The following is a 25,903-nucleotide window of genomic DNA, read 5'->3' on the forward strand; positions in this document are numbered from 1 at the left end:
TGCTTTTGAATGGCTGTGAAGCTGTATCAGGTTGACTGTTTGATTAGTTTCTCCAGACCGGTCAGGTGTTCGATGAAGGCTTTTTTACCGGCCGGAGTTGCTGCATAGGAGGTGTTGGGTTTTTTACCGATGAATTGCTTTCTCACATCGATGTATTGCAGTTTTTCAAGTGCGCTCAAATGGCTGGCCATATTGCCATCTGTGATCTGTAACTGTTCTTTGAGCGTGCCGAAATCTACAAAGTCGTTCACCATGAGGATCGACATGATACCCAGGCGCACCCTGCTCTCAAAGGCTTTATTCAATTCTGTGATGTAATTTTTCACTTCTCGTAGGTAAAATAGATTGTGATACCATATACTATATGCAGTATGCCGAATCCAAAAGCCCAGAACAGCAGGCCGTAATCGATAAAAAAAGAAGCCAGCAATCCAAGAACAAGTTCCAGTACGCCCAGGTAGCGGATATCGTTGATGGTATATTTACTGGCATTCAGAAGCGCCATACCATAAAAAAGCAAAGTGGCCGGGGCTACCAGGGCAGCCTGTCCGTGGTACAGTAATACCAGGCAATAGATACCACCTGCTACCAGCGGAATGGCCATATTTAACAGCATACGCCTGGCAGTGGCATCCCAAACGGGCAGGTTTTGTTTCCTGGCTTTCCTGACTGCCATTAAAACCCCGGTGAACAGGGAAAGCAGTAATACCAGGCCGAAATCGGCGGCCAGGAAACTGCAAGTGGACAGTTGTAATCCGCCATTTCCGTCCTTCAGCAGCTCGTAATAACCCGTAGCCAATGGCGAAAGCCCCAGGAACAGGTATACGGCAACAATGCAGGCGATAGCGAATATGCCAACAATCACTCCGGCAAGGCCGCTGAGCGATAAAAAACGAGAAGAGCGTTCCATCAGGTTCCTGATATCGCGGATGGCTTCTAACTGTTCCTGTTGTTGATTCATGTAGATTCTTTTAAGATGGTTTGCAGTTCAGGTATGATAGAAAAGGTATCGTTCAGGTTTTAAAAGGACTGTAATAGCAGGCCTATCTTGTTAAACAGTTCACCCACGCCCAGGCTTGCCCAAAGCAGGAACAGTGCCAGCACAATTTTTAAAACAGCGTGGATCCGGTAGCCGGTCAGTTTACAGAACAGTTCATGTACTGGCGGGTAATACACCAGTGACAATAAGAACAGGAACACTCCAAATACCGGATCGTTCCCCCAGAACATATTCACTATACCGATAGCGGAAAACAGGAGACCAGATAGCCAGCTGAGCAGGGTTACGGCAAGGGTTCTGTAATTCATCGGGACTATTTGATAAATAAAAAGTACTTTGAAATTCAAAGTTAGTATTTAAAACCAGACTTCCAAATATTTCTCTATGTGTAAAATGCCGGCTATGGACATGTCATCCCGTAAGATATGTCTGGGTCTTACAAGGATCTGCTGCCGGCTAAGGCTGTTTTTCTTCTTTTATGTTTCCTTCCCCACCAGAATAAAAATCCCGTAACAGGGAGGCTGGCAACAATCAGTGAGGCCAAAAACAGAGCGATCCTGCCGGGTAAACCCCAAACAGCGCCTGTATGAATGTCGTAGTTCATTCGTTTCAGGTAATCGACAGGAGTATGTGCATCGGAGTATTTTCCCCAGACATAGGCCCCCGGTATTTCTTTCCCGGTATATTGATCAAAATACCGGAAATCAGTTTTGTACAAGGTTCCCGATTCGGGGTTGGCCCGTAACAGGATAGCGCCGTTCCTGCCGGCAGGTAATACCAGCAGGGCTGTGGCGTATTTTTTGTGCAGGTCTGGCTGAATCGTTTTCCATACCAGGTCTAAGCCGTTATTTCTTTTGGTGATGCTGCCGCTTGTATCAGATACAGGTGGTTTTTTCTGCACCACCGAATGTCGGGAGCCGGTAAATTGGTATATCCTGTCTGCCAGGTTTTCAAAACCAAACAGAAGCCCGGTGATGGCAGTGAAGAGAACGATCCAGGTTGCATAAAAACCCAGTATCCTGTGAAGATCATAATTCAGGCGCTTGGGGTGGGCATTCCACATTATTTTGAATCTCCGTTTTGCTGTTTTCCCCTTCCGTGGCCACCAAAGTATGATTCCTGAAACCAGCATTAGTAGAAAAACAACGGTAGCCCATCGTATGATATCCTGTCCATATGGAATTAATAGCGTGCGGTGCAGTTGTAACACCACACTGAAAAAGTCCCGATGGTTGTCACGCACTTTCAGTACATCACCATGATAGGGATTGATAAAAACGGAATAGTTATAGGATCCTTTTTCAGAAAACAATACCATCACTGCTTTGTCCCTGGCATCATAATATATTCGCTGAACCATTTTCCCCGGCAACTGTTGTTCAGCAATCTGTTTTATCTGTGAAGGGGGCAGCAAGGGAGCGTTTTCGGTCTGAACGCTCCGGTACGGATGCCTGTTTTGCAGTTCCGGTGCAAAACAATAGATCGCGCCGGTCAGTCCCAGTATCAACACCACGAGCCCGCTTGCAAGTCCAAGCCAGAGATGAAGTTTTCCAAACAGCTTCTGTAAAGTCATTTTGCCTGTCATGAATCCGGTGGTCCCGCTCCTGATAAGGTTCTCAGGAGCGGTTGCGAGGGATGGTTTATAGTTTCAAATTCAGTGTTAAGCGGTAAGCCGCACCTCTGCCCTTGGTGTAACTATCATTGAAAGCGCCAACCTGTGAGCGTACTGTAAAGTAATTTTCGTTCAGCAGGTTTTCAATGCCCAGGTTTAGTGAAGTGCTTTCGCTGAAGTTGTAGCCGGCAGATAAGTTGAATAAATGATAGGGACTTACCGGGGCTTTATACGGATCGTATGAGCCGCTGCTATTCCTGGCAAAGCGGTCTCTTTTCATCACTCCTGTATATTGCAGCAACAGGTTCAATTTTCCGGGCAATACGCTATAATCAATATAGCCGGTCAGTTTAGGTGGTGAAATCCGTTGGCCAGGCAGGTACTCATCTTTAACGCCATCATATCGGCCATCGTTGTCGGCATCCAGTTTGCCTTCCACATAACTGTAAGAAAGACCGGCTTTCATATGCCTGCTTACTTCCATATCCGCGGCAATCTCATATCCATAGATCTTCTCCGGGCTTCTCACAACCACAAAAATACCATTTTGATAAACGCTGTTTGCTCCCAGGCTGGATTTACTGATATAACCTGTTACTTCAAAACGAACCTTATGGAATTTGCTGACAAATCCTGCCTCGTAGTTGTTGACAATTACAGCTTCTGTGTTGATCTTGGAAATACTGTTCACCCTGGCCGACCTGAGTACAAGACCGATATCTGACACACTGAATCCCTGTGAAAAACTCAGGTAAGGAGAGAAATACCGCGAAAGGTTATAACGCAACCCTACGTTAGATACAAAGGCATTGTACTGTAGCTGTCCACCCTGTACGTTCATGGAGGGTGTTACCACGCCTGTACTGGTATTTTTTGTAGGAAGTGTGGTGTAATCATCCACGCCGATCGTTAGTTTTTCATAACGCAGGCCTCCTTTCAGCACTAGTTTTTCAAATAGTGTCAATTTTGTCTGAACAAAAGGGGCCAGGTTTACCATGTTCATTTCTGGTACCCATATCCTGCCATCTACCAGTGGTTGTGAAGTGATATCGTTTTGCCAGTCAAGACCATAAGTAAAGCTGGCTTCCGTGTTTTTCCAGGATACAGGTGTATTCAGTACCAGGCGGGCTCCTTTTTTCTGGGAGAGGATACGCGAAATACCTCCATCTACAAATGCTTCGGAGTAAAAAAAGATATTGTCAACGTTTTGATAGTAGACATCAGCATTGTAATGTGTTTTTGCAATGCCGGTATTGCCTGAAAATTGTAGATCAAAATTATGGTTGCCCCTTACACCCTGTGGTACGCCGGCACTTTCTCCTAATTTGGCCGTTGTTTTTTTACCGGCTTTATAATCGCCGTTTACGGTGAGATAATTTGTGGTCTGACGGCTGCTGAAGAAGTTGTAAGTAGCCTGTACTTTGTGGTGGTTATTGAACTCGTATCCCAGTTTGGCAAAAGCATTATATGAGTCTGTTTCGCCCAGTCCGTATACGGGTGGTAATATGTCGCCGGAAGCGTCTTTATACTCGCCGGTTTGCTCATATACGCCGCTTGTTACATAACTGAACTTTCCTTTATTTCCATAAAACAGCTGGCTGATACGCCCCCCCATACTGTTGGAAGCCCTGACAAGCGATCCTGTTATTCCTGCCGAAGTCTGGCTGTTGAACGTTTTGTTAGACTTGGGTTCCCGGGTAAAATAATTGATCAGACCACCGGCTGCTCCGTTGCCGTAAATAGCTGTGGCACCTTTTACCACTTCAATACGTTCTATGGCAGCCGGGTCAAGTGCGCGCAGGTCCATGGCTCCATTGCGCAAAGGAGTAGATTGGGGAACACCATCTATCATGATCAGCAGGCTGCGACCGCGGAGTGTCTGGCCAAAATTGCTGCTAAGACCCGTGCTGGGCGCCAGGCCTGATACCCGGTTTTCCAGAATATCGCCCAGGTTAGTGGTAATATTCATGTTCTGTTGTAGCGTTTTCTGTCCAACAATCGAAACAGAAGAAGGTACTTCATCGATGGTTTCCCTGGTACGTCCGGCTGATACGATGACTTCAGCCAATTCTTCCGGAGCGTTTGTCAATTGAAGTGTTAGAGAAACAATACTATCTGTTGTAATGGTTAATTTCTTTTCCAGGGTAAGGTAACCAACACTGGATACCTGCAGGTTATATGTTCCGGGCCGGAGATTTTTGATAATAAAGTGACCCTCATTATTGGTGAGCGTGATTTTCTGGATCTCTTTAATACGAATAGTAGCTGATACCACAGGTTGCTGTTCTGCATTGATCAGGATCCCTTTAATACTACTGTTGCTGGTTTCGTTTTGGGCAAATATGGGTAAGGATAGGATCAGCAGGCAAAAAGCGGAAAATAGTCTGGTTCTCATAGTTGATGTACAATTTGGTTGCAAAACTGTACGCAGAAATTCCTTTCACCTACCTGATTTGGAAAATCATTTTACGAAAACAGGAATTTCAGCTTTCCTGCTTTCAGAGAATGAATCAGCATTTGAGGAATAGTCTCTTACGGATATGCAGGGAAGAGAAACAGCTTTGCAGATCCTTAACGACGTATTGCGCAACAGGGCTGATTGGGGTAACCCTCAGGTTAAAACAGATCATCAAAAAGGTGAAGTCACCGCGGCCGAAAAAGAAACCGCTCAGGTAAATACGCCATGTTTAACTGGTTTTTCGGGATATCAATTTGTTAGCCAACTGAATAGTCCCGGCCATCTTATACATGCGTTAATTTTATAGTGACGGTCAGTATTCGTAAAAAATGAAAGCGACAAAGGAAAAGAAGTTCATGGTCATAGTTAATACCCTTGTTGGTTATCCGAAAATGATAATCGATCGTTTATGGAAATATAAAATCCGGGTAAATATGATAGATGACGGTTTATGGAATTCTATCTGTTTTCGTTTCGTTTTCTATCAGCCGGAAGGTTTCAGATACTTTGTTTTCTGTCCAGCGTTGTAATAATGGTTGTTCAAGTTGAAATTCCCTGTATTCGTCAGGACTCATTATGGGAATGCCTGACACAATTGGGTACACACGCTTGCATTCATGGCAGAATAAAATCCCTTCTAAAATGTTTTCCTGTGTGTCTTTGGTGACCACGGTCAGTTGCAGATCTGACTTATCAAATGAACAGCAAAGTTTTTTGATGGTTTCTATTCTCATTTTACCTTTTTTTTAATTTTTGACAGTACTTTTTAATTTCTTCAACAGGGTTATCAGCATTCATGATACCAGACACTACTGCAACTCCTGAATAGTTTAGTTCGTTTAGTTGAGCAATGTTGTTGGGTTGTATACCACCTGCCAAAAAAATTGGCAGTGCTGTGATCTCTCTTGCTTTTTTAACAGTATCAAAACTCACCAAATCGCAACTGTTGGCTGTTGACGAAGGAAACATGGAGCAAAACGAAATGTAATCCAGCCCGTTTTCATTTGCCCATTTTACGATAGACAAGTCGTTATTACAGGTTATTCCCGTAATGATTTGACGATTCAAATGGCTCCTGATTTGCGGAATATTTTCCTGAGCATTGTCAAAATGAACCCCATCTAACTTTGTTTGCTTCAACAGTTTCCATTGATTATTAATAAGCACAGGTGTATTTTTTGTGTGGCATACCTGTAATAGCTCGTTAATCAGTTCTGCCGGGTTTTCATCCGGTCTGAAATTGTCCCAAATCTGTATGGCTGCTATTTCTTCCTGAATGATTTCGTTTAGCTTATTTAGCAATGTGTTTTTCTCCATTGAGGGGTCAACAATGAGATAAATGCCGTTTGGTATTTTCATTTCAACCCTCCTTTTAGCGCTTTGAAAAATGCGCTCCAATAGGGGTCTTCCTCAAGATACTTTAGGTCTGACTTTTTATCTCTTTCCATAAGTGTTATTCCGTTTTCTCGATCACATAATTCGCCAACCCTGGTACAGGGGATATTACTTTTTGCCAAACGTTCGATCACAGCATCAACATTTTCTTTGTTGCAGGTGATGATCATAGAGCCAGCACCTATACAGTATCTCGGGTCTATATCAAAAATTTTACAAACTGCTGCTTGCACATCTGCAACAGGTAGTTTGTCGTGATAAACAATGGCTCCATTTCCGGAAGCAACTGTCAATTCATAAATAGCTCCCAATACACCACCTTCCGTAACATCGTGCATAGCCGTAATTTCACGATGGTGATTGTTTTCACCCACAGCAATCAATGCATCCTGCAATGAGGAGGTATGATAAAATGAATCGCACGCTTTTTGATAAATTTCTATTCCTGCTTTATTCTTTACCGTTTCGGGAAAACTCATCGCAAGAATGGCAGCGGAGGATATGGCACAGGATTTGGTGACCAATATTGCATCTCCCGATTTTGCTGATTTTGATACCAGAACTTTCTCTTTGGGGGCAATCGTAATAAGTGTTCCGCCACCCGCTATGGTAGAATTTTGTCCCTCAATAAAGCCGGTATGCCCGCCTGTAATGGCAATTTTTATTTCGGAACAAAATTTATGCATGTATTCCCAGTATATCCTGAAATCGTTTTTTTTAAATGTAGAGGGAAGATTTAATACAAACTGACCATACATTGGAGCAAATCCTGTTGTTGCCATATCGTTTGCCATCAGATGAACAGACAGCCAGGCAGATTCTTGCAAACCAAGCGAAGGAATCAAAGAGAGCGGGTCGCTGGTTAATGCCATTGCCATACCTCCCTGTAAGTCAACAACAGACACATCTACACCAAATGCAGCACCTGCCACTATTTCGCTACGTTGATGTCCACATTTATGATAGATGAACTCCTCAAATAAATGCCCTTCAATTTTGCCCAGTTTTTCATTCATCAGTCTACATCATTTAATTGTACATACAAACCAAAAAAATCACCTAAAGGCAACCCCCATTGTTGTACGGGAAACCATTTGGGAAGTCCTGTACAAGTCCAGTGTATGGAATATTCACGCCCTTCCAGTGCTTTAGCAACTATTTCTGTGAGTATTTTTGGAGAGTAAAAAGTTGCTGTTAGGTAAAATGGGTTTTTACCAAATAACTGCTGAACCCTTCTTCTCACTACTTTGGTGGAGTAACGGTTCATCATTCCCATGGCAATACCGTATCTTCCTACTCTTGCCGCTTCACGGATGACTTTTACGGGATCCTTGTAATATTCAAAAGTGGTAATGAAGGCAAGCGCATCAAAACTGTGATCTTTAAAAGGCATATTATGGGAATCAGCCATAACCAGATCGCCTTCAAAAAGATATTTTGCCTGAGAAAGCATCAAGGGTGAAATATCTCCCCCGGTAGCTTCAATACCTATTTCTTTCCACCACCTGGTAAATCGGGCCGTTCCACAACCAAACTCGAGTAATGTCTTCACCCGCTTGTCACTGGAAACGAGTTGTTCCATCACTTTTTTTTGCCAGATTTCAGAACGTTTATAACGACCTTCATACCATTGTTCATAAGTGTCGGTATGTTCACGATTGAAGAACCATTCAGGTCGTCCTTGCCAGTTTGGCTGATTTGCGGGAATTAAACCGGTTGAAAATTTTTCTATTTCCATTGTTTTCATTTTATAAAAACAAAAACTCCATTCTCTGGAAATACCAATGAATGGAGCGTGAAATAGGTTTTCAAACTGCATCCCTACGTTGGCATTATCCAAATCAGGTATCGGGTATTATCTCAGCCACTAAACGGCACCCCGTGCTTTTGTGTAAGCAAATGTATACATTATTTTTTGGGACGGGAGACCCCGACCTTTTATTTTTCCTGTCAGTTGATACCTTGTCGTCTGTTCTGTAATGAGCCGATCGGTGAGCTGATTTTCCGAATTAAGTGTAGCTGTATGGTAAGTGATGGGAATATTGACTGTGAAGACCGGTTGGGTAATAGCTGACTATGTATTTAATTTGATTGAAATTGTTTAACAAGCTTTTGACTGGCTTTCCAGAAACTAAAAAAAGAGGGATAATATCCGGTCACTTCCGGATACATCCAGTCGCGGCTGTCTTTAATGCCTGAATAGTGTGTGAAAGCCGGGTGTTCTTTTGAAATAAAAGCTTTCTGTGGGGAGAGTTTACCTTCTTTATATAAAGATTGCAGCTGGTACAGTTCGCCACAAAACAGCTGGATGCCTGATATGTTTTTTGAAAGGTCAATGATGAAACGGATCACTTTTTCACTGACAGGGTGCCTGTTATAGTGTGAGGGTTCCAATAACAGCACCCGATTAACATTGTCCTGGGCTCTCCAGAGTGGATCGATATTATAAGCGTTATAAAGTAAGGTTGGTCTGGTGTTATCTATAACGGGCAATGAGGTTGTTGGCAAATGACAGGGTAGGTCAAGCGTATGGCTGGCTTTCAGGATCTCCGGAACCGGCATCCGGTTTATTTCTTCATAAGACCTATCTAAGAATGTCTGTTGTTGGCTGCTACCGGTGTATCTGTTGATGTTTTCCTGATCACAATAGTACTTCTTAGAGGCAAAGGCACCGGCCACCCATTGCCAGCTGCAGTTGTTACTGGCAATATCTCCATCCAGCAAATGATAGTACAACCATTTTGCGGGTTCCTGCCAATGAGCCTTCGCGATATTACAGGCGATGGAAGCTACATACATCCTGGCATGGTTATGCATGTATCCGGTAGCATACAGGTGTTCAATTTGCCTGTCGATGGACCTGATCCCTGTTGCAGCATCCTTTATTGCCGTGATCATCTGGCGATGTATGAAATCGGTTTGGGGTTGTTTCAGATCTTCCCAGATGGAATCGCCTTTTTGCTGCCAGACTCGTTGATAATATTCACGCCAGGCCAGTTCCTGTAAGAACTTTTCCGCTTCCTGTGGCTGGTATCCTCTTCGCAAGACCGACTCTCTGACCTGCCTTAAGCTGATGATACCCCTTGAAATGTAAGGGGATAAATAGCTGACGGCACCAGTAATATGATTCCTGGTTCTGGCATATGACACAGGATCGATACGTTGAATCTGTTGAAGGATCGAATGGTGATCGGTAGTAAAATCTGTTCTTTCGGGATCTTGCGTTTCATCGAATAAAACCGGCATCGTCATCGTTTGCTTATTTTATTGAGTGTGATAGTCCGTTGTTGTTTCGATACGAACCTGGTGATATGTTTGCTCCTGAGTGCGGCATGTTTGGTGCTTCTTCCATGGGTTCTTTTGCGCCACATTCGAAAACTGCTGGCTTTCATCTCTTTGCGCATCAATGTGATCACTTCTTTTTCCTGCAGGCCGAACTGTATTTCAATAGCTTCGAAAGGGGTCCGGTCTTCCCAGGCCATTTCTATGATACGGTCTATATCAGTTGCAGATACTATCTGTGTGATCATGTTATTGCTGGGTTTACTCATTTCTGTTGATGGGTTATCAGCTGCTTGTCCAATCTTTTCAAAAACATATCAGCATGGTTCAGGTGCAGCTGTTGTTTCTCGGCAGGCATCTTGTCAAAACTATTGACGAGCATGCCCAAACGGGGATTTTGTAAAAAGAAGCTGCGGTGTACATGCATGAACCGCCAGAACAATCCATCCCATATGGCTTGCCAATCGCCTTTTTCATAGTCGCTCATCTTCATCAGGTAATTGCTGCCGCTGATATAGGGTTTGGTCGTCATCAGGCCGCCATCGGAAAATTGGGTCATGCCGTATACATTGGGCACCATTACCCAGTCGTAGGCGTCAATGAACATTTCCATGAACCACCGGTATACTTCGTTCGGGTCGAACTCACACAACAGCATGAAGTTTCCCAGTATCATGAGCCTTTCTATATGGTGACAATAACCGGTTTGCAAGACCTTCCTGATCGTTATGTCAACAGGCGGGATGCCGGTCTCCCCGGTCCAAAACACTGCGGGGATCTTTCGCTTGAATTGCCAGTAATGGGTATTACGTTGTTTACTTCCCTCCCGTTCGTATACCAAACGGATAAATTCACGCCAGCCCATCAGTTGCCGGATAAACCCTTCGAGTGAGTTGATGGGGATATTGTATTGTCCGGCACAGCTTATTGCCTTATCAATGATCTGTTGTGGCTGCAACAAACCAATATTGAGCATAGGTGAGATTACGGAATGGTGCAGTACACTCTCTTTGGCTACAATGGCATCTTCATACATTCCAAATGCGGCGAACCGGGTATGAAAAAAATCATCCAGCCATTTTTCGGCATCCGCAAAACTTATTGCAAACAGGTGGGTGCCATTTGTCTCGCCATAGTTCTGCGGAAAATGTAACTGCACGTAGTTTCTTGCTTCAGTTACATACGGGTTTTCTTCGGGTAAGGGTAGGATGGGCGCTTTCCCTTTTTTCGGAAACCGCTGACGGTTGTCTGTATCAAAGCTCCATTTGCCACCTACTGGTTTTCCGTCTTTTTCCAGTAAGATATTCCGCTGCTTTCGCTGCCAGATATAAAAATCTGTTTGGAAATACGTTTTCTTTTTACTGAAATAGGCGGAACAGTTCTCCGGTGTATTCAGGAAATTGGGGCTGTCATAAAAATGCAATGCGATCTTATTCTGTCTGCAGGCAGTTTGTATCCGATTAAGCAGCCAGTTGTCGGCCACAGCAGCCACATGTATCTCTGTTACCGTTTGTTTGGCCAGCTTGGTGATCAATTGCCGGCAGTCATCTTCCCGGCAACCTGTTTCTATGTAAGCAACCTCATATTGATTTTGCAGCAGCCAGTTCTGATAGTATTGCATGCTGGCCCTGTGTAATATCAGTTTCTGTTTGTGGAAGGTATACTGTCTGAAGAACAACCATTCTTCCACCAGGTAAACCTTTCGGTCTTTCTGCAAAGCAGGATGGTTCTCGAACAGCTGGTGGGGGAAAACAAGGGTAACTGCATTGGCCATGTTTTCTGTAACAATTATCCGGGCCCAGTGTTTAAAAGATGGAAAAATCAGGTACAGGTTAGTAGACCGGTAGCAGAGGGTATTGTCATTGTTTCTTTTGTTATTCTAGGTGGTTACATGATTGTGATTTTTGGATATCGTTCATCATAAGCGTCTGCATGAAGCCTCTTAACTGATCCGCGCCGTTCCGGTGAATGGTAGGAACTGCTTGCCATTTCTGAAAATAGTTGATATATTCAGTTAACCATTACGCTTTATTCAGTACAAAATGAAGAAACCAATTCTGGGTGCAATCCTGCTTATTGCCTATAGCATCTTCCTGGTAAAACTGCTGGTGTTCAAGGATATGCCCCTGATCAGGGTAGGCGTACTGAAGCTGAATTTTGGAGGCACCCATGAAGGTTCGCCCAACCTTGTACCCTTCAAAACCATTTTTCCTTACCTGCTTGGAGAGAAGGGGTGGATCATCGCAGGTATCAACCTGATCGGCAATATTGTGTTACTGGTACCGATCGGTCTGCTGGTAGGGTTTGTATTCCGGAATATGACATGGAAAAAAACGATCGGGCTCGCGATCGCTGCCGGTATGTTGATCGAGGGCTTGCAGACCCTGTTGCATGTAGGCATATTTGATATTGATGATGTAATACTGAACGGATTGGGTGTGTTGATCGGTTTTGGGTTGTATAGAATTTTTCCAAAGCCGGTTCAGCCAATGGGGAAAAGAAACCTCCTCATTACAGCGATAGTGGGCATGATAGGGCTGGCTATATTTTACAGTGTTTTCATATACCGGAACGGACCGCTTTCCGTGGGTTTTGAGCCGGCCGTGGAAAATGGGCAGCCGGCACATTTTGATCCTCAAGCCGGCAAGGTGATACCCGGCGATGATCCCTGTGGTGGTACCGGAGGCACCGGACAGATCATCAGTACGGGAAATAAAACTATCACCATTAAGCGGAATGATGGTTTTGTTCAGCTGATTCATTTTACCGACAAGACAACGATTAGGAGTGCGGCAGGACCTGTACCGGCATCTGACCTGAAAACAGGCGTCAGGGTAACTTTAGTGGTGGGAGAAGATGAGGATGGTAAAACGGTGGCATCGCATATACTGATCTGCCTTACACCGGGCTAATAGGCGATGCCACCATATCGGACAAATACTTGACTCTGTCTTTACATTGTGTTATACATATTCGGCCGGCACTTTGCCAATGGTATCAGATATTTTTAGTTAACCTGTTTTGCTACTCTATTTTCTATTGTTCAGCTTTCTTGCAATGCTGTCGTAATATTCCTGAGTGAGTTTTTCTGTCCAGATGGTTGGTTGAGTTCCACCATATATTGCGAGGTATGTAACAGAATGCTCTTTTGTTGAAGTATGCCAATGTTCCGTTTCTTTGTTGCACTTAATTACATCCCCTTTTTTCAGAATGACAGGTTCTTTTCCCCTCTCTTGATAATATGCTTCACCATCAACAATAATGATTACTTGGGGAGTAGCATGTTTATGCCAATCAAGTGTTGAGTTTGCCCTGAAAGTAGCCTTAGTAATATTGTAATTAATCTCATCATCTGCCTGAAGTACAGAGTTGAGCCAGGCTGCTCCAATATAATGTGTATTGGGTGCTTTTGGACCCTCTGTCAGGAAAGAAGATATCTTATAATCTGAGGTTTGGGCAATTCCAATAAAAGGAATGCAAGCAAGTAAGAATAGGGCTATAGTTTTCATATTCATGATTGAAAATAAAAAAGGGTTATACAATACAAGTATAACCCTTTTACTTTTATATCTGCTCCCCCTTCTGGACTTGAACCAGAGACCCTCTGATTAACAGTCATAATAATGTTCCTTTTTGATGTTTTGTGATTGTTTATAATTTGCTGAAATACAATTAATTAAATGATATTCTCTTTGTAATTCTTTTTCTTTTCTGTTATGTTTGTGTTGGAATTGTGTCGGAATAATTAATATTCTATATGGGCAAGCAAGCTACCACTAGCATTTTCATTGATAAGTATCACCGTAAAGGGAATGGAAAATGTGCTGTATCAATCAGGGTCACGTTTGATCGTAAAAAACGCCACTACCCTACTAAGTACAAGCTTACCGAAGATGAGTTTAAAAACCTGTATACGCCTAAGCCAAGAGCGCCATACAAACAGATTCTTCAGGATCTGGTAACGCAGGAGGAAAAAGCTCTGTCTATCATAAACGAATTGGGGATTCGTTTCAGCTTTACCTTATTTGAAAAGAAATATGCGAGGAAAATTGGAGATGATGAAAACATTATCGCCTTAATGGAAGAAAGAGCCAAAGAACTAAGGATAGAAGGGAGGATTAGTACGGCAGTAACTTTTGAATGTGCATTGAATAGCTTAAAAAAATTCTACTCAAAAGAAAAGCTAAGCTTTGATCAGGTAGGAGTAGAGTTCCTTAATGAATATAAAGCATGGATGAATAATCAAGGTTGTAGCAACACCACTGTAGGAATGTATCTGAGAAATATGCGTACAATATTCAATGAGGCAATTAGCTCTGGGAATATACCTAAAGAGATTTACCCATTCGGAAAAGGTAGGGATAAGTTTGTAATTCCTACTGGGAGAAACATAAAAAAGGCACTCACGCTTTCCGATATCGCTAACATATACAATTATAAGCCTGAAACGGAAAGTGAGGCTAAGGAAAAAGATTTTTGGTTATTCTCATATTTAGCAAATGGCATCAACATAAAAGACATAGCACTACTGAAGTTTAAAAACATCGATGGTAACAATATAAGATTTGAACGTGCAAAAACCAAAAGATCAAATCAGGATAAGCCAGTTATCATTTCTATTCCAATAACAGAAGATGTAAAAACGATAATGGATAAGTGGCGGAATAAAGATTTTAAAACTGAGAACTACATTTTTCCAATACTAACAAATGGAATTTCTCCTGAAAAAGAATATCATTATATACAGCTATTCACCCACTTCATAAACAACAATATGAGGAAGATAGCGGATAAGCTGAAAATCAATGTAAGTGTTACAACTTATGTAGCTCGTCATAGCTTCAGCAGTATCTTAAAAAGAAGTGGTGCAAGTGATGAATATATAAGTGAACAGTTAGGCCACTCTAGCTTGAATACGACAAGATCATATTTAGCCGGGTTTGAAGACGATGTGAAACATTTGATGGCAAGTGAACTAACAAACTTCAATAAACTGAAAAAAGTATCGTAATGAATTTATATCATCATTGATATAATTCAAGCCAGATAAAGGCTATAGCAGTGTTCTGTTTACTAAAAACAATGAAAATCAAAAAAATAATTATCTTTGCTTTCTAAGATCGCGGCTACCACTTGCTCTAAGTGGATTTGATGAACGTAATGATAAATGATCACTTCCTACAATCCGTTTGATGCGATTGAAAAACGGCTTTCTTGTATTGAACAGTTACTTGCAACCTTAAATATACATCTTCCCAAGCCTGAAGAACAGGATGTCGATGCTATTATCGGTGTTGATGAAGTGGCTAAGATGCTTCACCTCTCAAAGCATACTGTATATACCTATACTCATAAAAAGATCATTCCTCATTGGAAAGTTGGTAAAAAGCTCCTGTTTTCCAGGAATCGAATACTTGCCTTTATCTCTAAATGCGAAGTACAATTATTCCATGAAGAACTAAAATCAAGCGAACGAATCATAAAAGATAGAATTAATAAAAGGTAGCAGGGCATTGATTACTGTAATCAAATTTTATAGATTCTACGGCTGAATGATTTCGATATTTACTTTCTCAAGACTGACTACCCTGAAAAATATCACACTCTTTATTATATAAAAAAAGGGTAAGATTTCTTACCCTTTCAATCGCACAATACAATCGTTAGATCGCATTTAAATAATAGCTGTTATGACAGCTATAGCGGGCTAATATGTTTTATTACGACTTCATTACAGCAACAAAGAATTTAAAAAGTGATGTTTTACAAACGCAGTATTTAAGTAGAATTAAAGAAGTTAAGTCTGAATCATACAATTTGATTCACTATGAACTTAAAATAGAAAACACACCCTTGGATATATATCACTATCCCGAGTATAATAAAGTTACTATTAAAGGTAGTTTGCCATACTTTCTATTAGGACATAACTATTCAATAAGTTTAGAACAAGAAATGGGTACTATCGAATATATTTCTAATGTTCTCGAAACAGATATATTCAAATTTACGGTGGTTAATGTTGAAGTGGGATGCGTCATCGAAAGCCCCTTCACTATTAATAGCATACTTAATTCTCACATTAAAATTAAAGGAATGAAAACTAAATCATATAGCAACGGAAAATATTTTGAGGACTCAAATGTTATAAGTAAGATTTATGATTTTCAAAAAAATATTAAGTCTAAAGTATCAAAAAACATTAGGAGTGAGTTAGAGAAATCATCAAACTACTCAGGGAATAAGACTTATGTTAAAATAGAGAATAAGTATAAGAGACCAGAAATATCAGTAAAACATAGAGGTCTTTTAATACAAGACCTGTTTGATATAAAATTCATTGAATTCTTTAAAAATGATTTATTAGACTACTACAACTCTATTTTGAAAACCGGAAGTGTTCTTATTGAGAATAAAAAGCAGTTATCTCTGCCATCGATTTGCTTAATAGCATTAAAAAAGCTGGAGGATATTGGAGACTATAATACTACTGCGGTAGTAAAAGAAATTATAAAATCCTATACTGACATCTTAAGCAAGGATGATCAAAAAGCCAGAATTAGACAGCTTTTTAATAGTCTTAAAAAAATCGAACTTAAAAAATGTGAATTTGATCTTTCAGAACTATTAATCAAATCCATGGGTTAGAACATATTTCTAATGCCATTTATTTAAGACAAAGACATTTCAGTAGATTTTGTTACTCTAAAATGATATACTGTAGAATTAGGGTAGAAGTATATCATACTGTTTTATGCAATACTAACCATAGTTTATTCAAATAGTAATTAATCCTTGTATTTAAAACTTAAAAATCTGCGACTTAATTATGAGAGATTACTATTAGTAAGACATTAGTTCATTTTTTCCTAACTATTTAGGTTACTTATTGTGGGCATAAAATCAGCAAACCCAATAATACTTGAAGACATATTATCCCTTTCTACAAATATGTTAAAGAGATTAGGGCTTCTTAAGCTAAATATTAAAGTAAAAGGAGAAATTATTTGGCGATCTAACTATATAATTGATAAAGGCGAAATAAATGGAAATGCAATTTTATTGGTAAATACTTTGGACGATAATATGAATATTGAATTAGAATATATTTACAATAATAGAATAATAAAATATCAAATACAATTAGGGCTGGTTCCTTCTAATCTTGGTAAAGGGCAAATTATATTTTTCATTTGCCCAGTAACATCAAAACGATGTAGCAAGTTATATCTCCATCAAGGCTATTTCTTAAGCAGATTTGCAATAAGTAGCCACTACTATCAGCAACAGCTTCTGTCTAAGAGAGCAAGAAATTTTAAGCTTTTTACCAATTAGAGAAAACCAGTGAAATAAGGTTTTTATTTAATAAATTTGACAATATCTAACAAGTCAAATAAATTCAATGCAAACAAGGTTTGGTGAAAGGATACGCACATTACGGGAGGCTCAAAATTTATACTTACGGCAAGTTGCCTCACAACTTGATATGGATACAGCCCAATTGAGCAAAATTGAAAATGGTTTTCGTCATTTAAAAAAGGATCAGATTGCATTATTAGCAGAGATTCTGAATACGCAAGAAGAAGAACTTCTAACACTTTGGCTTGCAGACAAAATTGTTGACATCACAAAAGGCGAAGATGTTGCTTTAAGGGCACTACAGCTGGCTGAGACAGAAATAATAACCCAAAGCAGTAACAATGCCTACCAATAAACATGCAATAATTAGATACCAAACCCTGGATAAGTGCTTTCGCAATCCGGGGCGTAAGTATTATATAGAGGATCTTGTAGAAGCATGTAGTAATGCTATTTATGAATTCACTGGAAATGATAACGGCATCAAGCGTAGACAAATCCTTGAAGATATTAAGTTCATGGAAAGTACACAAGGCTGGAATATACCCCTTGAGCGAATCAGAGATGGGCATAGGGTTTATTTCAGGTATGAGGATAAAGGCTTTTCAATCAACAATCAACCGTTAAATGAAACGGAAGAAAATCAATTAAAGGAGGCCTTACTGACACTATCCCGTTTTAAGGGAATGCCTCAGTTTGAATGGGTTGATGAAATTTCTGCGAGGTTGGACTCTGGTTTAGGTTTATCTCATAACAGTGAAAAAATTATTGAGTTTGACCAGAATAATTTTCTAAAGGGATTAGAATTTATCACGCCAATCTACAATTCAATATTGTATAAGAAGGCAATCAATATTGAATACAAAAGCTTTAAACAAGATATATCGCAGTCAATCATTTTTCACCCTTACTTTTTAAAGCAGTATAACAATCGGTGGTATGTGTTTGGCAAAAATGATGCAAGCCAGTTTATTATGAATTTGGCCCTTGATAGGATTACAGCAATTGAAGAAAGCAAGAAAAAGTATATACCTAACAAGTCAATTGACTTCAATGAATACTTTGAAGATATTATTGGGGTTACCTTAAATAATGAGGGGAAGGTTGAGAACGTAGTCATTAAAGTTAGTAATGAGCTGTTGCCATATATAAAAACAAAACCAATACACGGTTCTCAAAAGCTGAAAGAACAAGGCTCATCTCATGCTCTTATATCCATTGATGTAATTCCCAATTACGAACTCGAATCCTTAATCCTTTCCTATGGGGAAGGCTTGGAAGTATTACATCCTAAGCTTTTAAGAGATAAAATCAAAAAGCGGATAGAATTAACTTTTTCCAACTACAAATACAACAGTGCAGATAAGCTGCACACTAAAGCATAAAATTTGCATCATGAATAAGATAGGGTTTAAAAATTTCAGACGCTTTCAAAACTTCAATCCTCTTGAATACAATGGTATCACTTTTCTTGTAGGCAGAAACAATGCAGGAAAGTCCACCTTGGTGAAAGCTCTTTTACTTATAGATAATTATTTCAAGTCCGGCCATATTGAAAGTCTTTCTTTTGGTAACAATGTGTTAGAAGATGCAAACATTGTAACTTATGGAAGAGCAAAAAACCATCAGGCCCAAGAGAACTTCATTCACTTCACACAGAAAATTGAAAACTACCTGATTGAACTAACGGTAACTGGTGAAGACGATAAAGCATTTGCAAGTGTTCATTCCCTAACAATCACCGACACAGTTCACAAGTTGAATTTTATTTTCAACATGCAAAATAGATTCATCAGGATAATCAAAACCAGGGATACTCAGATAAATTCAGTTAATGAAAAAATACTTGCAGAATTAGAGTTACAAATAAGCGAAACCAAAACACAGCTTGCAGAACCGGGCTTAAAAAAGACCAGCAAGGAGTATATAGAACTTATATCCAGGTTAGAGAATCTGGAAGCAAAATTCACTGAGGTTAATAAGGTTGGCAATGCTTTAGATGCAAAGGATGAAGTCCTGTTTTCTTTAGATGAAGATTTTGGCGATGTTAATTCTTTGACTGAAATAGTTGATGGATTCTTGATTCACTCAATGTCACAATATGAACGAGAGTTTTTGAATGTTCAGAATGGAGAGCAGGCTTCAGAAAGGTTTGAAGATTTGCGAGCACTCAAAGAACTTGATCCGGTATTTGTAGAATCCTCTTTTAGTCATTTCATGACTTTAATGAATGATTTTTCAATTGCCTATATGGGTGCTAACCCTGCAAAACAATCAGCACTGTTTGCGATAAGGGATAAAAATAATGCCTTGGCACAGGCTATACATGAATACAAGCAACTGAACATTCTTGAAGGAGAAGAAGAGCACAGGTTTGTATTAAAGTGGATGCAGGATTTTGAAGTGGGTGATGACTTCACAATTTCCATGCACGCAGGTGAGGCATATGAAATGAAAATACTTTCTAATAATGTCAAAATTCATTTAGCTGATAAAGGAATGGGCTCAATTCAAGCCATGCTCTTAATCATGAGAATTGCATGTGTAATTAAAAAGATTAAGCTGGCTGAAAAAAATTCCACTGTTACCCGTATTGTTGATGGTAAGGAGGTAAAGCAAGACTCTTCAAACTATAGGCTGATTGATAAAACCACTGTAATTATTGAAGAACCTGAATTGAATTTACATCCTGCATTGCAAAGTAAATTGGCCGACTTGTTTTTGGACGTTCACCAGAGGTTTAATATCGATTTTCTGATTGAAACTCACTCCGAGTATATTTTGCGGAGGTCACAGGTTATTGTTGCTATAAATGAATTTGAAGTAGCACCTAATGAGAATCCTTTCTGTGTTCACTATTTCCCAAAAGATATTCATCAAATGCCTTATCGTTTAGAATATCAGGAAGATGGTTCTTTTAACAGGAATTTTGGCGATGGTTTTTTTGATGAAGCCTCTTCAAGTACTCTTGAATTATTAAAACTCAAACGCCAAAAGAAAGCCTGATGTTTACTGTTTACGCTGAAAAGGACATATTTGAAAACATAGTTGTTTTTAACGACCGGACACCAAACTGGTATGATATCTTTTGCAATCATTCAGAGGTTTGCTTGAACATGACAGATGAAGAACTCCAGGCCGAGGAAATGGAAGGTACTCCCATTTTTGAGTTTATAAAAGCTACGGGAGGAAGAGGTGTTATTGCATTGAAAGAATACTTTGATTCAATATATGAAGACAATTTTATCATTGCAGCAAAGCCTCGTTCAGCATTCTTTCTAAGTTATTCCGCGGCTGATGCGGAATTAATTCAGAACTCATACGGTGTTATAGTTCAAAGTGCTGAATCAATTAATGATGATATTCTTACAGGCAGTTACAAGAGAAAATTGTTAAAAGACGAGGAAATTCAAGAAGGTACAACTATTGGCTGGAAGTCACTATTGAAATTTACTTTTCCGCCATCAAATGCTGTGGTAATTTCTGATAATTATTTATTACAATCCACAGAAAGAGTAGGTGGCAATTATGTTGCCTCAGGGAAAAGTAATCTTTTATGGATGTTGGATGCAATACTTCCAGTCACATTATCTATTCCATATCATGTTACAATCATCTCTGAGGATAATAATCAAAACGAGGCCTGGAGAAACAGAGTTGCCGGTCAATTAAATACAGAGATTAATAATCTGAGGGATTATGAAATCAATGTAGAAGTTGTTTTTATTAAATCGGAAATGCTACACGAGAGGCTTCTGCTAATGAACTATGTTAACTCTTCTTGTGAACATGGTTTTTATGTATTTAAAGCCAAAGATGGCAAAACTGTTCATGTGGTCAATAAGCTTCAAATCAATTCATATTTCAGTGCTTTGAATAATAGTCAAGGTGAGTCTGAATATCAGATTGCTAACAAAGACCTTAGTCTTTTAAAAAATGTTTGCAACGAATTAGCTGCTCATATTCATGGAGGTACTCCAGTTTATAGAGGTGCTATTTTGGGTGGTTGTAATGCGAATAAGTCTCTCAAAAACCGATTAATCAACGATGTCTGAAAATAAAAATAACAATGCAGAACCACTGCACAGTTAGGTAATTACTTTGTATTGTCAAACGAAAAGAGAAAAAAATAACATGGCTACCAATAATATAAAAGAAGTTGTAGGATTCATATTCCAAATCACCGATAAGGTTCTATGGAATACTTTCAGGAAGAATGAAATTGGCGATGTGCTATTACCTTTTGTGGTAATACGCAGGTTAGACTGTATCCTCGACCCGGTAAATAGCAAAGTAAGGGCCGCTTACGAGAACTTTAAAGATAAGGTTAGCGAAGAAAAGCTCGACCCCATCCTTCGCAAGGCTGCCGGTGGCTTACAGTTCTACAATACTTCAAAGCACACCTTAGAAACCCTGAAGGAGAATCCTAAAACCGTTGAGATTGATTTCAACAATTACCTCAATGGCTTTAATAAAGAGGTCAGAGATATTATCGACAATTTTCAGTTTGACAAAGTGATTGCAAGGCTGGTAAAGAATAAGCTGCTTTATCAAATGATTGATGCCATATCCCAGGTGGATTTGCATACCAGCAAAGTGGATAACCACAATATGGGTTACATATTTGAAGAACTCATTCGTATATCGAACGAACAAAGCAACGAAACAGCGGGTGAGCACTTTACACCTCGTGACGTGATTGAGTTGATGGTAAAGATTGTGTTCAGTACCGAGAAAGATATTCTGTCACAGCCCGGCATTATTCGTACCATTTACGATCCCACTTTGGGTACAGGCGGAATGATTAATCTGGCAAAAAATTATGTGCTGGACGAATTGTTAGCCGATAGTAAGACCAAGCCGGAGATAAAAACATACGGTCAGGAAATCAACGAGCAATCTTATGCTATTGCTAAATCGGAAGCATTAATCACTGGTGAAAATGCTGACAACATACGTCATGGAAACACTTTTACGGAGGACCGTTTCCCAGATAAGCATTTTCACTACATGTTTGCCAACCCTCCTTATGGTGTAACCTGGAGCAAGGATGCTCAATTCATACAAAACGAAAGTGCCAACCCTGCCGGTAGGTTTTATGCGGGCTTGCCGGGTACAAGTGATGGTCAGTTACTATTCCTTCAACACATGATTAGCAAAATGGAAAGAGAAGGAAGTAAGATTGCTGTAGTTACAAACGGCTCTCCTTTATTTACAGGTAATGCAGGTGGGGGTGAAAGTGATATTCGCAAATGGATTATCAGCAACGATTGGCTCGATTGCATCATTGCCTTGCCGAAAGACCTGTTTTATAACACAGGTATCAATACCTATATCTGGTTTTTGAATAACAATAAGCCTAAGCACCGTAAAAGCAAAGTGCAGTTGATTAATGCTAATGTACCGGAAGATAAAGCCGCTGGCATAGAAGGCTTTTGCCGTCCTGAAAAACGCAGCTTGGGCAATAAAAGAAACAAGATTGAGAGTTTTCATATAGAAAAACTGGTGGAGCTATATGCCAATTTTGAAGAAGGTAAGTATTGCAAGATTTTCAATAACGATGATTTTGGTTATTACCAGATAACAGTTGAGCAACCTGAGTATGACGAAAGAGGTAAACCAGTTGTAGATAGAAAAGGAAATATAAAGGCCGATAGTAAAAAGAGAGATAAAGAAAACATCCCTTTAAGCGAAGACATCGAAGTGTACTTTCAAAACGAAGTATTGCCTCATGTGCCCGATGCCTGGATTGACTTTGATAAAACCCGTATTGGTTATGAAATAAATTTTACCAAATACTTCTATGAGTATAAAGGCCTCAGGCCATCAATTGAAATCAAAGAAGAAATTGAGGCATTGGAGTTTGGGAAAAAAGACCAAAAAGGCATTACTGACCTTATAAAAGAATTATTGGGATGAGTGAGAAATATCAAAAATATAAAGATAGCAACCTGCAGTGGATTGGTGAAGTGCCGCAGCATTGGAAAGTTGGGGCTGTAAAGCACTGTTTTAAATTCAAGGTTGGATTTACCCCACCTACATCAAACGATGAATTTTATGATCCAGAAAACGGCTTTGATTGGGTAACTATTTCCGACATGGATAGTAAATATGTATTTGATTCAAGGAATAAGATTAGTAAAAAGGCTATAGAGGTTTATTCTAAAGAAATTGTTCCAGCTGGTTCATTATTATATAGTTTTAAACTAAGCGTTGGAAAAGTTGCTTTTGCCGGTAAAGATATTTTTACGAACGAAGCCATTTTCAGCATTTTGCCAGATGAGAATTTGGAACTCTCATACTATTATTATTGTCTTCCTTCAATTTTAATTCATAATGCGAATGAGAATATTTATGGTGCTAAAATATTCAACCAGGAGGTTATAAAAAATAGTCGTTTACCAATTCCTCCAAAAGCTGAACAGGTTAAAATTGCCCAATATTTAGATCATCAAACTTCTATCATTGACCAGCTTATCCTGCAAAAGGAAAGGTTGATAGAATTGCTGAAGGAGAAGAGACAGGCCGTTGTTAATGAAGCAGTAACATGTGGACTTAACCCCAGTGCGAAAATGAAGGAAAGTAATATTGATTGGTTAGGTGAGATTCCACAAACATGGAATCTTGTTCAAATTAGACATCTAAACACAAAAGTAGGCAGTGGTGTTACCCCAAAAGGTGGTGCAGAAGTTTATACCGAAGAAGGTGTAATATTTATCAGAAGCCAAAACGTTCATTTTGATGGTTTACGCTTAGATGATGTTGTGAAAATTGATTATGACACTCATGAGAAAATGAGTGGGTCTAAAGTGAAGTATAAAGACGTACTCCTGAATATTACAGGAGCTTCAATAGGGAGGTGTTGCGTAGTTGAAATACATGATGAAATGAATGTTAACCAGCATGTATGTATTATCCGACCTACACAGAGAATTTTACCTGAGTATCTAAATCTTGTATTGCAGTCAAATATTGGTCAAGTTCAAATTAAACTTGGTACCACAGGCGGTAATCGTGAAGGATTGACTTTTGAAGCAATTAAGGAATTTACAATACCTCTTCCTTCATTAGCTGAGCAGCAAGAAATATTAAGTAAAGTTCAATCTTCTCTCAAGCAATTTTATGAATTGGAGAATCTTAATACGATTCAAATCGATAAATTAAAAGAGTATCGTCAATCAATGATAGCCGAGGCAGTAACGGGTAAAATCGATGTTAGAGATTGGCAACCCAATAATAAACAAGCAGCATAATGGAAATCATTTTAAACATAGCAATTGGCGTATTAATCGGTGCAGTTGTAGGCTGGCTTTTAGCTAAGTCAAAAACAGCTTCAGCTATTCAAGCAGAAAAAGATGCTGCACAGCTTAAATACACCGAATTAGAAAAGGAATTTGTTGGCTATAAAGCAACCGCCTCTTTGCAGTTAAAAACCGCAGCAGATAATCTTGATGCAAAAGCTGTTGAGATTGCCGGTTTAAAGCAAACCATCGAAGCAACTGCAAAGGAACTTTCAACGCTGAATAGCCAGGTATCTACTGCTAATGCTGACCTAAGGGCGGCCAATCAAACCGTCCTGGATAAAAACAAAGCGATAGAGGCAATTACAGAAGATTTGAAGGCTGCTAAAAAGGAACTTTCTGATACAAATCAGGCTTTGGCTACATCCAAAGCAACAAATGAGGCATTGAATGAGAAGTTGCAAACACAGAAGGAAGAAATAGAAGCGTTAGGCAAGAAATTCAATACTGAATTTGAAAATATTGCCAACAAAATACTGGATACCAAAACAGAAAAATTCACCGAACTGAACAAGACAAACCTCAAAACCATTTTGGAACCTTTGGGTAAAAACATAACTGAGTTTAAAACCAAGGTGGAGGAAGTGTATGACAAGGAATCCAAAGAGCGGTTTTCATTGGGAGAAAAGGTAAAAGAGCTGGCACAGCTGAATAAAGTAATCAGTGAAGAAGCCCATAATCTTACAAAGGCACTAAAAGGCGAAGCAAAAACGCAGGGGCGTTGGGGTGAAATGATTCTGGAAAGTATTTTGGAAAAGTCAGGCTTAGTGAAAGATAGAGAATATTTCATGGAGCATGAGTTATTGGATGCAAACGGCAACCCACTAAAGTCTGATTCTGAGGGCAAGAAAATGAGACCCGATGCAGTTATCAAGTACCCTGATAACAGAAGCGTCATCATTGATTCTAAAGTGTCATTAAATGCGTTTACAAGGTTGATTGCATCTACTGATGCGGAAGAACAAAAGCAGGAATTAGCGGCCCATGTGGCAGCTGTAAAATCGCATATTGTGGCTTTAAGTGCCAAAGGCTATGATGATTATGATAAAGCATTGGATTTTGTAATGATGTTTGTTCCGAGTGAACCTGCCTACATAGCAGCTTTACAAGGTGATCCTGACTTATGGAATTTTGCATACGATAAGCGAATCTTGTTGCTTAGCCCAACCAACTTGATCACTTCATTAAAGTTGATTGTTGACTTGTGGAAGAGGGAGTATCAAAACCAGAATGCCCTTGAAATTGCCGAACGTGGTGCAAAGTTGTACGACAAGTTTGTTGGTTTTGTCGCCAATCTGGAAGATGTAGGTGAACATTTGGACAAGGCGCAGGGCAAATATACGGAAGCCTATAAGCAGCTTAGTACCGGAAATGATAATTTGGTATTACAAGCTACCAAACTCAAGGCATTGGGTTTAAAAACCAAAAAAGAACTTCCGAAGGAAATTGTAAATACTGCTTTTGGTAATGAGTTGCCGGAGCAAACCAATGAATAA

Annotated in this window: 26 protein-coding genes and 1 riboswitch; of the genes, 13 read left to right on the forward strand and 13 right to left on the reverse strand. The window is 39.6% G+C overall.

Annotation, left to right across the window (positions count from 1 at the left end; genetic code table 11):
• Positions 1–26: 26 nt before the first annotated feature.
• The 5 genes from ACH3Y6_RS03270 to ACH3Y6_RS03290 all read right to left on the reverse strand — a co-directional run bounded on the left by ACH3Y6_RS03270 (position 27) and on the right by ACH3Y6_RS03290 (position 5,007).
• Positions 27–326, reverse strand: a complete 300-nt coding sequence (locus ACH3Y6_RS03270) for a winged helix-turn-helix domain-containing protein (RefSeq protein WP_490834145.1) — start codon at positions 324–326, stop codon at positions 27–29.
• Positions 323–961: a hypothetical protein gene (locus ACH3Y6_RS03275; protein ID WP_490834146.1), complete on the reverse strand. Its 639-nt coding sequence runs from the start codon at positions 959–961 to the stop codon at positions 323–325. Before ACH3Y6_RS03275 ends, ACH3Y6_RS03270 begins: the two co-directional genes overlap by 4 nt.
• A gap of 59 nt (positions 962–1,020) precedes the next feature.
• Positions 1,021–1,308, reverse strand: coding sequence for a hypothetical protein (locus ACH3Y6_RS03280; protein ID WP_490834147.1), 288 nt, complete (start codon positions 1,306–1,308; stop codon positions 1,021–1,023).
• 128 nt (positions 1,309–1,436) lie between these two features.
• Complete coding sequence (locus ACH3Y6_RS03285; RefSeq protein ID WP_490834148.1) at positions 1,437–2,573, reverse strand: PepSY-associated TM helix domain-containing protein; 1,137 nt, start codon at positions 2,571–2,573, stop codon at positions 1,437–1,439.
• 67 nt (positions 2,574–2,640) lie between these two features.
• Positions 2,641–5,007 carry a TonB-dependent receptor gene (locus ACH3Y6_RS03290; RefSeq protein ID WP_490834149.1) on the reverse strand — a complete coding sequence of 789 codons (2,367 nt, stop codon included), beginning with the start codon at positions 5,005–5,007 and terminating at the stop codon, positions 2,641–2,643.
• 145 nt (positions 5,008–5,152) lie between these two features.
• Between ACH3Y6_RS03290 and ACH3Y6_RS03295 the strand changes: the two genes are divergently transcribed.
• Positions 5,153–5,377 (forward strand): hypothetical protein, encoded by a 225-nt coding sequence (locus ACH3Y6_RS03295; RefSeq protein ID WP_490834150.1) that lies wholly within the window; start codon positions 5,153–5,155, stop codon positions 5,375–5,377.
• 142 nt (positions 5,378–5,519) lie between these two features.
• Here ACH3Y6_RS03295 and ACH3Y6_RS03300 read toward each other — a convergent pair whose 3' ends face one another.
• The 7 genes from ACH3Y6_RS03300 to ACH3Y6_RS03330 form a co-directional block, all read right to left on the reverse strand.
• On the reverse strand, positions 5,520–5,804 hold the full coding sequence (locus ACH3Y6_RS03300) for a Trm112 family protein (RefSeq protein WP_490834151.1): 285 nt from the start codon (positions 5,802–5,804) through the stop codon (positions 5,520–5,522).
• Position 5,805: 1 nt separating this feature from the next.
• Positions 5,806–6,429, reverse strand: coding sequence for a thiamine phosphate synthase (locus ACH3Y6_RS03305; protein ID WP_490834152.1), 624 nt, complete (start codon positions 6,427–6,429; stop codon positions 5,806–5,808).
• The gene (locus ACH3Y6_RS03310; protein ID WP_490834153.1) at positions 6,426–7,481 is read right to left on the reverse strand and encodes an AIR synthase family protein; all 1,056 of its coding nucleotides are present in this window, start codon (positions 7,479–7,481) and stop codon (positions 6,426–6,428) included. The genes ACH3Y6_RS03305 and ACH3Y6_RS03310 overlap by 4 nt, the downstream gene beginning before the upstream one ends.
• The gene (locus tag ACH3Y6_RS03315; RefSeq protein ID WP_490834154.1) at positions 7,481–8,203 is read right to left on the reverse strand and encodes a class I SAM-dependent methyltransferase; all 723 of its coding nucleotides are present in this window, start codon (positions 8,201–8,203) and stop codon (positions 7,481–7,483) included. The genes ACH3Y6_RS03310 and ACH3Y6_RS03315 overlap by 1 nt, the downstream gene beginning before the upstream one ends.
• A 63-nt stretch (positions 8,204–8,266) precedes the next feature.
• A riboswitch (TPP riboswitch) is annotated at positions 8,267–8,357 on the reverse strand.
• Positions 8,358–8,547: 190 nt separating this feature from the next.
• Positions 8,548–9,711, reverse strand: a complete 1,164-nt coding sequence (locus tag ACH3Y6_RS03320; protein WP_490834155.1) for an FAD-binding domain-containing protein — start codon at positions 9,709–9,711, stop codon at positions 8,548–8,550.
• Positions 9,712–9,713: 2 nt separating this feature from the next.
• On the reverse strand, positions 9,714–9,995 hold the full coding sequence (locus ACH3Y6_RS03325) for a TIGR03643 family protein (RefSeq protein WP_490834156.1): 282 nt from the start codon (positions 9,993–9,995) through the stop codon (positions 9,714–9,716).
• 17 nt (positions 9,996–10,012) lie between these two features.
• Complete coding sequence (locus ACH3Y6_RS03330; protein WP_490834157.1) at positions 10,013–11,521, reverse strand: cryptochrome/photolyase family protein; 1,509 nt, start codon at positions 11,519–11,521, stop codon at positions 10,013–10,015.
• Between the two features lie 268 nt (positions 11,522–11,789).
• On the opposite strand from ACH3Y6_RS03330, the gene ACH3Y6_RS03335 reads away from it, so the two are divergent.
• The gene (locus tag ACH3Y6_RS03335) at positions 11,790–12,659 is read left to right on the forward strand and encodes a VanZ family protein (RefSeq protein ID WP_490834158.1); all 870 of its coding nucleotides are present in this window, start codon (positions 11,790–11,792) and stop codon (positions 12,657–12,659) included.
• A 117-nt stretch (positions 12,660–12,776) separates the two neighbouring features.
• Here ACH3Y6_RS03335 and ACH3Y6_RS03340 read toward each other — a convergent pair whose 3' ends face one another.
• The gene (locus ACH3Y6_RS03340) at positions 12,777–13,256 is read right to left on the reverse strand and encodes a cupin domain-containing protein (RefSeq protein WP_490834159.1); all 480 of its coding nucleotides are present in this window, start codon (positions 13,254–13,256) and stop codon (positions 12,777–12,779) included.
• A gap of 248 nt (positions 13,257–13,504) precedes the next feature.
• Here ACH3Y6_RS03340 and ACH3Y6_RS03345 point away from each other — a divergent pair, with 248 nt between their 5' ends.
• The 11 genes from ACH3Y6_RS03345 (at position 13,505) to ACH3Y6_RS03395 (ending at position 25,903) form a co-directional block, all read left to right on the forward strand.
• On the forward strand, positions 13,505–14,758 hold the full coding sequence (locus tag ACH3Y6_RS03345; protein WP_490834160.1) for a tyrosine-type recombinase/integrase: 1,254 nt from the start codon (positions 13,505–13,507) through the stop codon (positions 14,756–14,758).
• A 156-nt stretch (positions 14,759–14,914) separates the two neighbouring features.
• Complete coding sequence (locus ACH3Y6_RS03350) at positions 14,915–15,253, forward strand: helix-turn-helix domain-containing protein (RefSeq protein WP_490834161.1); 339 nt, start codon at positions 14,915–14,917, stop codon at positions 15,251–15,253.
• A 206-nt stretch (positions 15,254–15,459) separates the two neighbouring features.
• Complete coding sequence (locus tag ACH3Y6_RS03355; RefSeq protein ID WP_490834162.1) at positions 15,460–16,395, forward strand: hypothetical protein; 936 nt, start codon at positions 15,460–15,462, stop codon at positions 16,393–16,395.
• Between the two features lie 303 nt (positions 16,396–16,698).
• On the forward strand, positions 16,699–17,082 hold the full coding sequence (locus ACH3Y6_RS03360) for a hypothetical protein (RefSeq protein WP_490834163.1): 384 nt from the start codon (positions 16,699–16,701) through the stop codon (positions 17,080–17,082).
• 67 nt (positions 17,083–17,149) lie between these two features.
• Positions 17,150–17,461, forward strand: coding sequence for a helix-turn-helix domain-containing protein (locus tag ACH3Y6_RS03365; protein ID WP_490834164.1), 312 nt, complete (start codon positions 17,150–17,152; stop codon positions 17,459–17,461).
• Positions 17,448–18,491, forward strand: coding sequence for a helix-turn-helix transcriptional regulator (locus ACH3Y6_RS03370; protein WP_490834165.1), 1,044 nt, complete (start codon positions 17,448–17,450; stop codon positions 18,489–18,491). The genes ACH3Y6_RS03365 and ACH3Y6_RS03370 overlap by 14 nt, the downstream gene beginning before the upstream one ends.
• 10 nt (positions 18,492–18,501) lie before the next feature.
• Positions 18,502–20,112 carry an AAA family ATPase gene (locus ACH3Y6_RS03375; RefSeq protein ID WP_490834166.1) on the forward strand — a complete coding sequence of 537 codons (1,611 nt, stop codon included), beginning with the start codon at positions 18,502–18,504 and terminating at the stop codon, positions 20,110–20,112.
• The gene (locus ACH3Y6_RS03380) at positions 20,112–21,161 is read left to right on the forward strand and encodes a hypothetical protein (protein WP_490834167.1); all 1,050 of its coding nucleotides are present in this window, start codon (positions 20,112–20,114) and stop codon (positions 21,159–21,161) included. Before ACH3Y6_RS03375 ends, ACH3Y6_RS03380 begins: the two co-directional genes overlap by 1 nt.
• Before the next feature lie 79 nt (positions 21,162–21,240).
• Positions 21,241–23,025, forward strand: a complete 1,785-nt coding sequence (locus ACH3Y6_RS03385) for a type I restriction-modification system subunit M (RefSeq protein ID WP_490834168.1) — start codon at positions 21,241–21,243, stop codon at positions 23,023–23,025.
• Complete coding sequence (locus tag ACH3Y6_RS03390) at positions 23,022–24,359, forward strand: restriction endonuclease subunit S (protein ID WP_490834169.1); 1,338 nt, start codon at positions 23,022–23,024, stop codon at positions 24,357–24,359. Before ACH3Y6_RS03385 ends, ACH3Y6_RS03390 begins: the two co-directional genes overlap by 4 nt.
• Positions 24,359–25,903, forward strand: coding sequence for a DNA recombination protein RmuC (locus tag ACH3Y6_RS03395; protein WP_490834170.1), 1,545 nt, complete (start codon positions 24,359–24,361; stop codon positions 25,901–25,903). The genes ACH3Y6_RS03390 and ACH3Y6_RS03395 overlap by 1 nt, the downstream gene beginning before the upstream one ends.

Source organism: Sediminibacterium sp. FW305-C-269 (genome assembly GCF_058231045.1).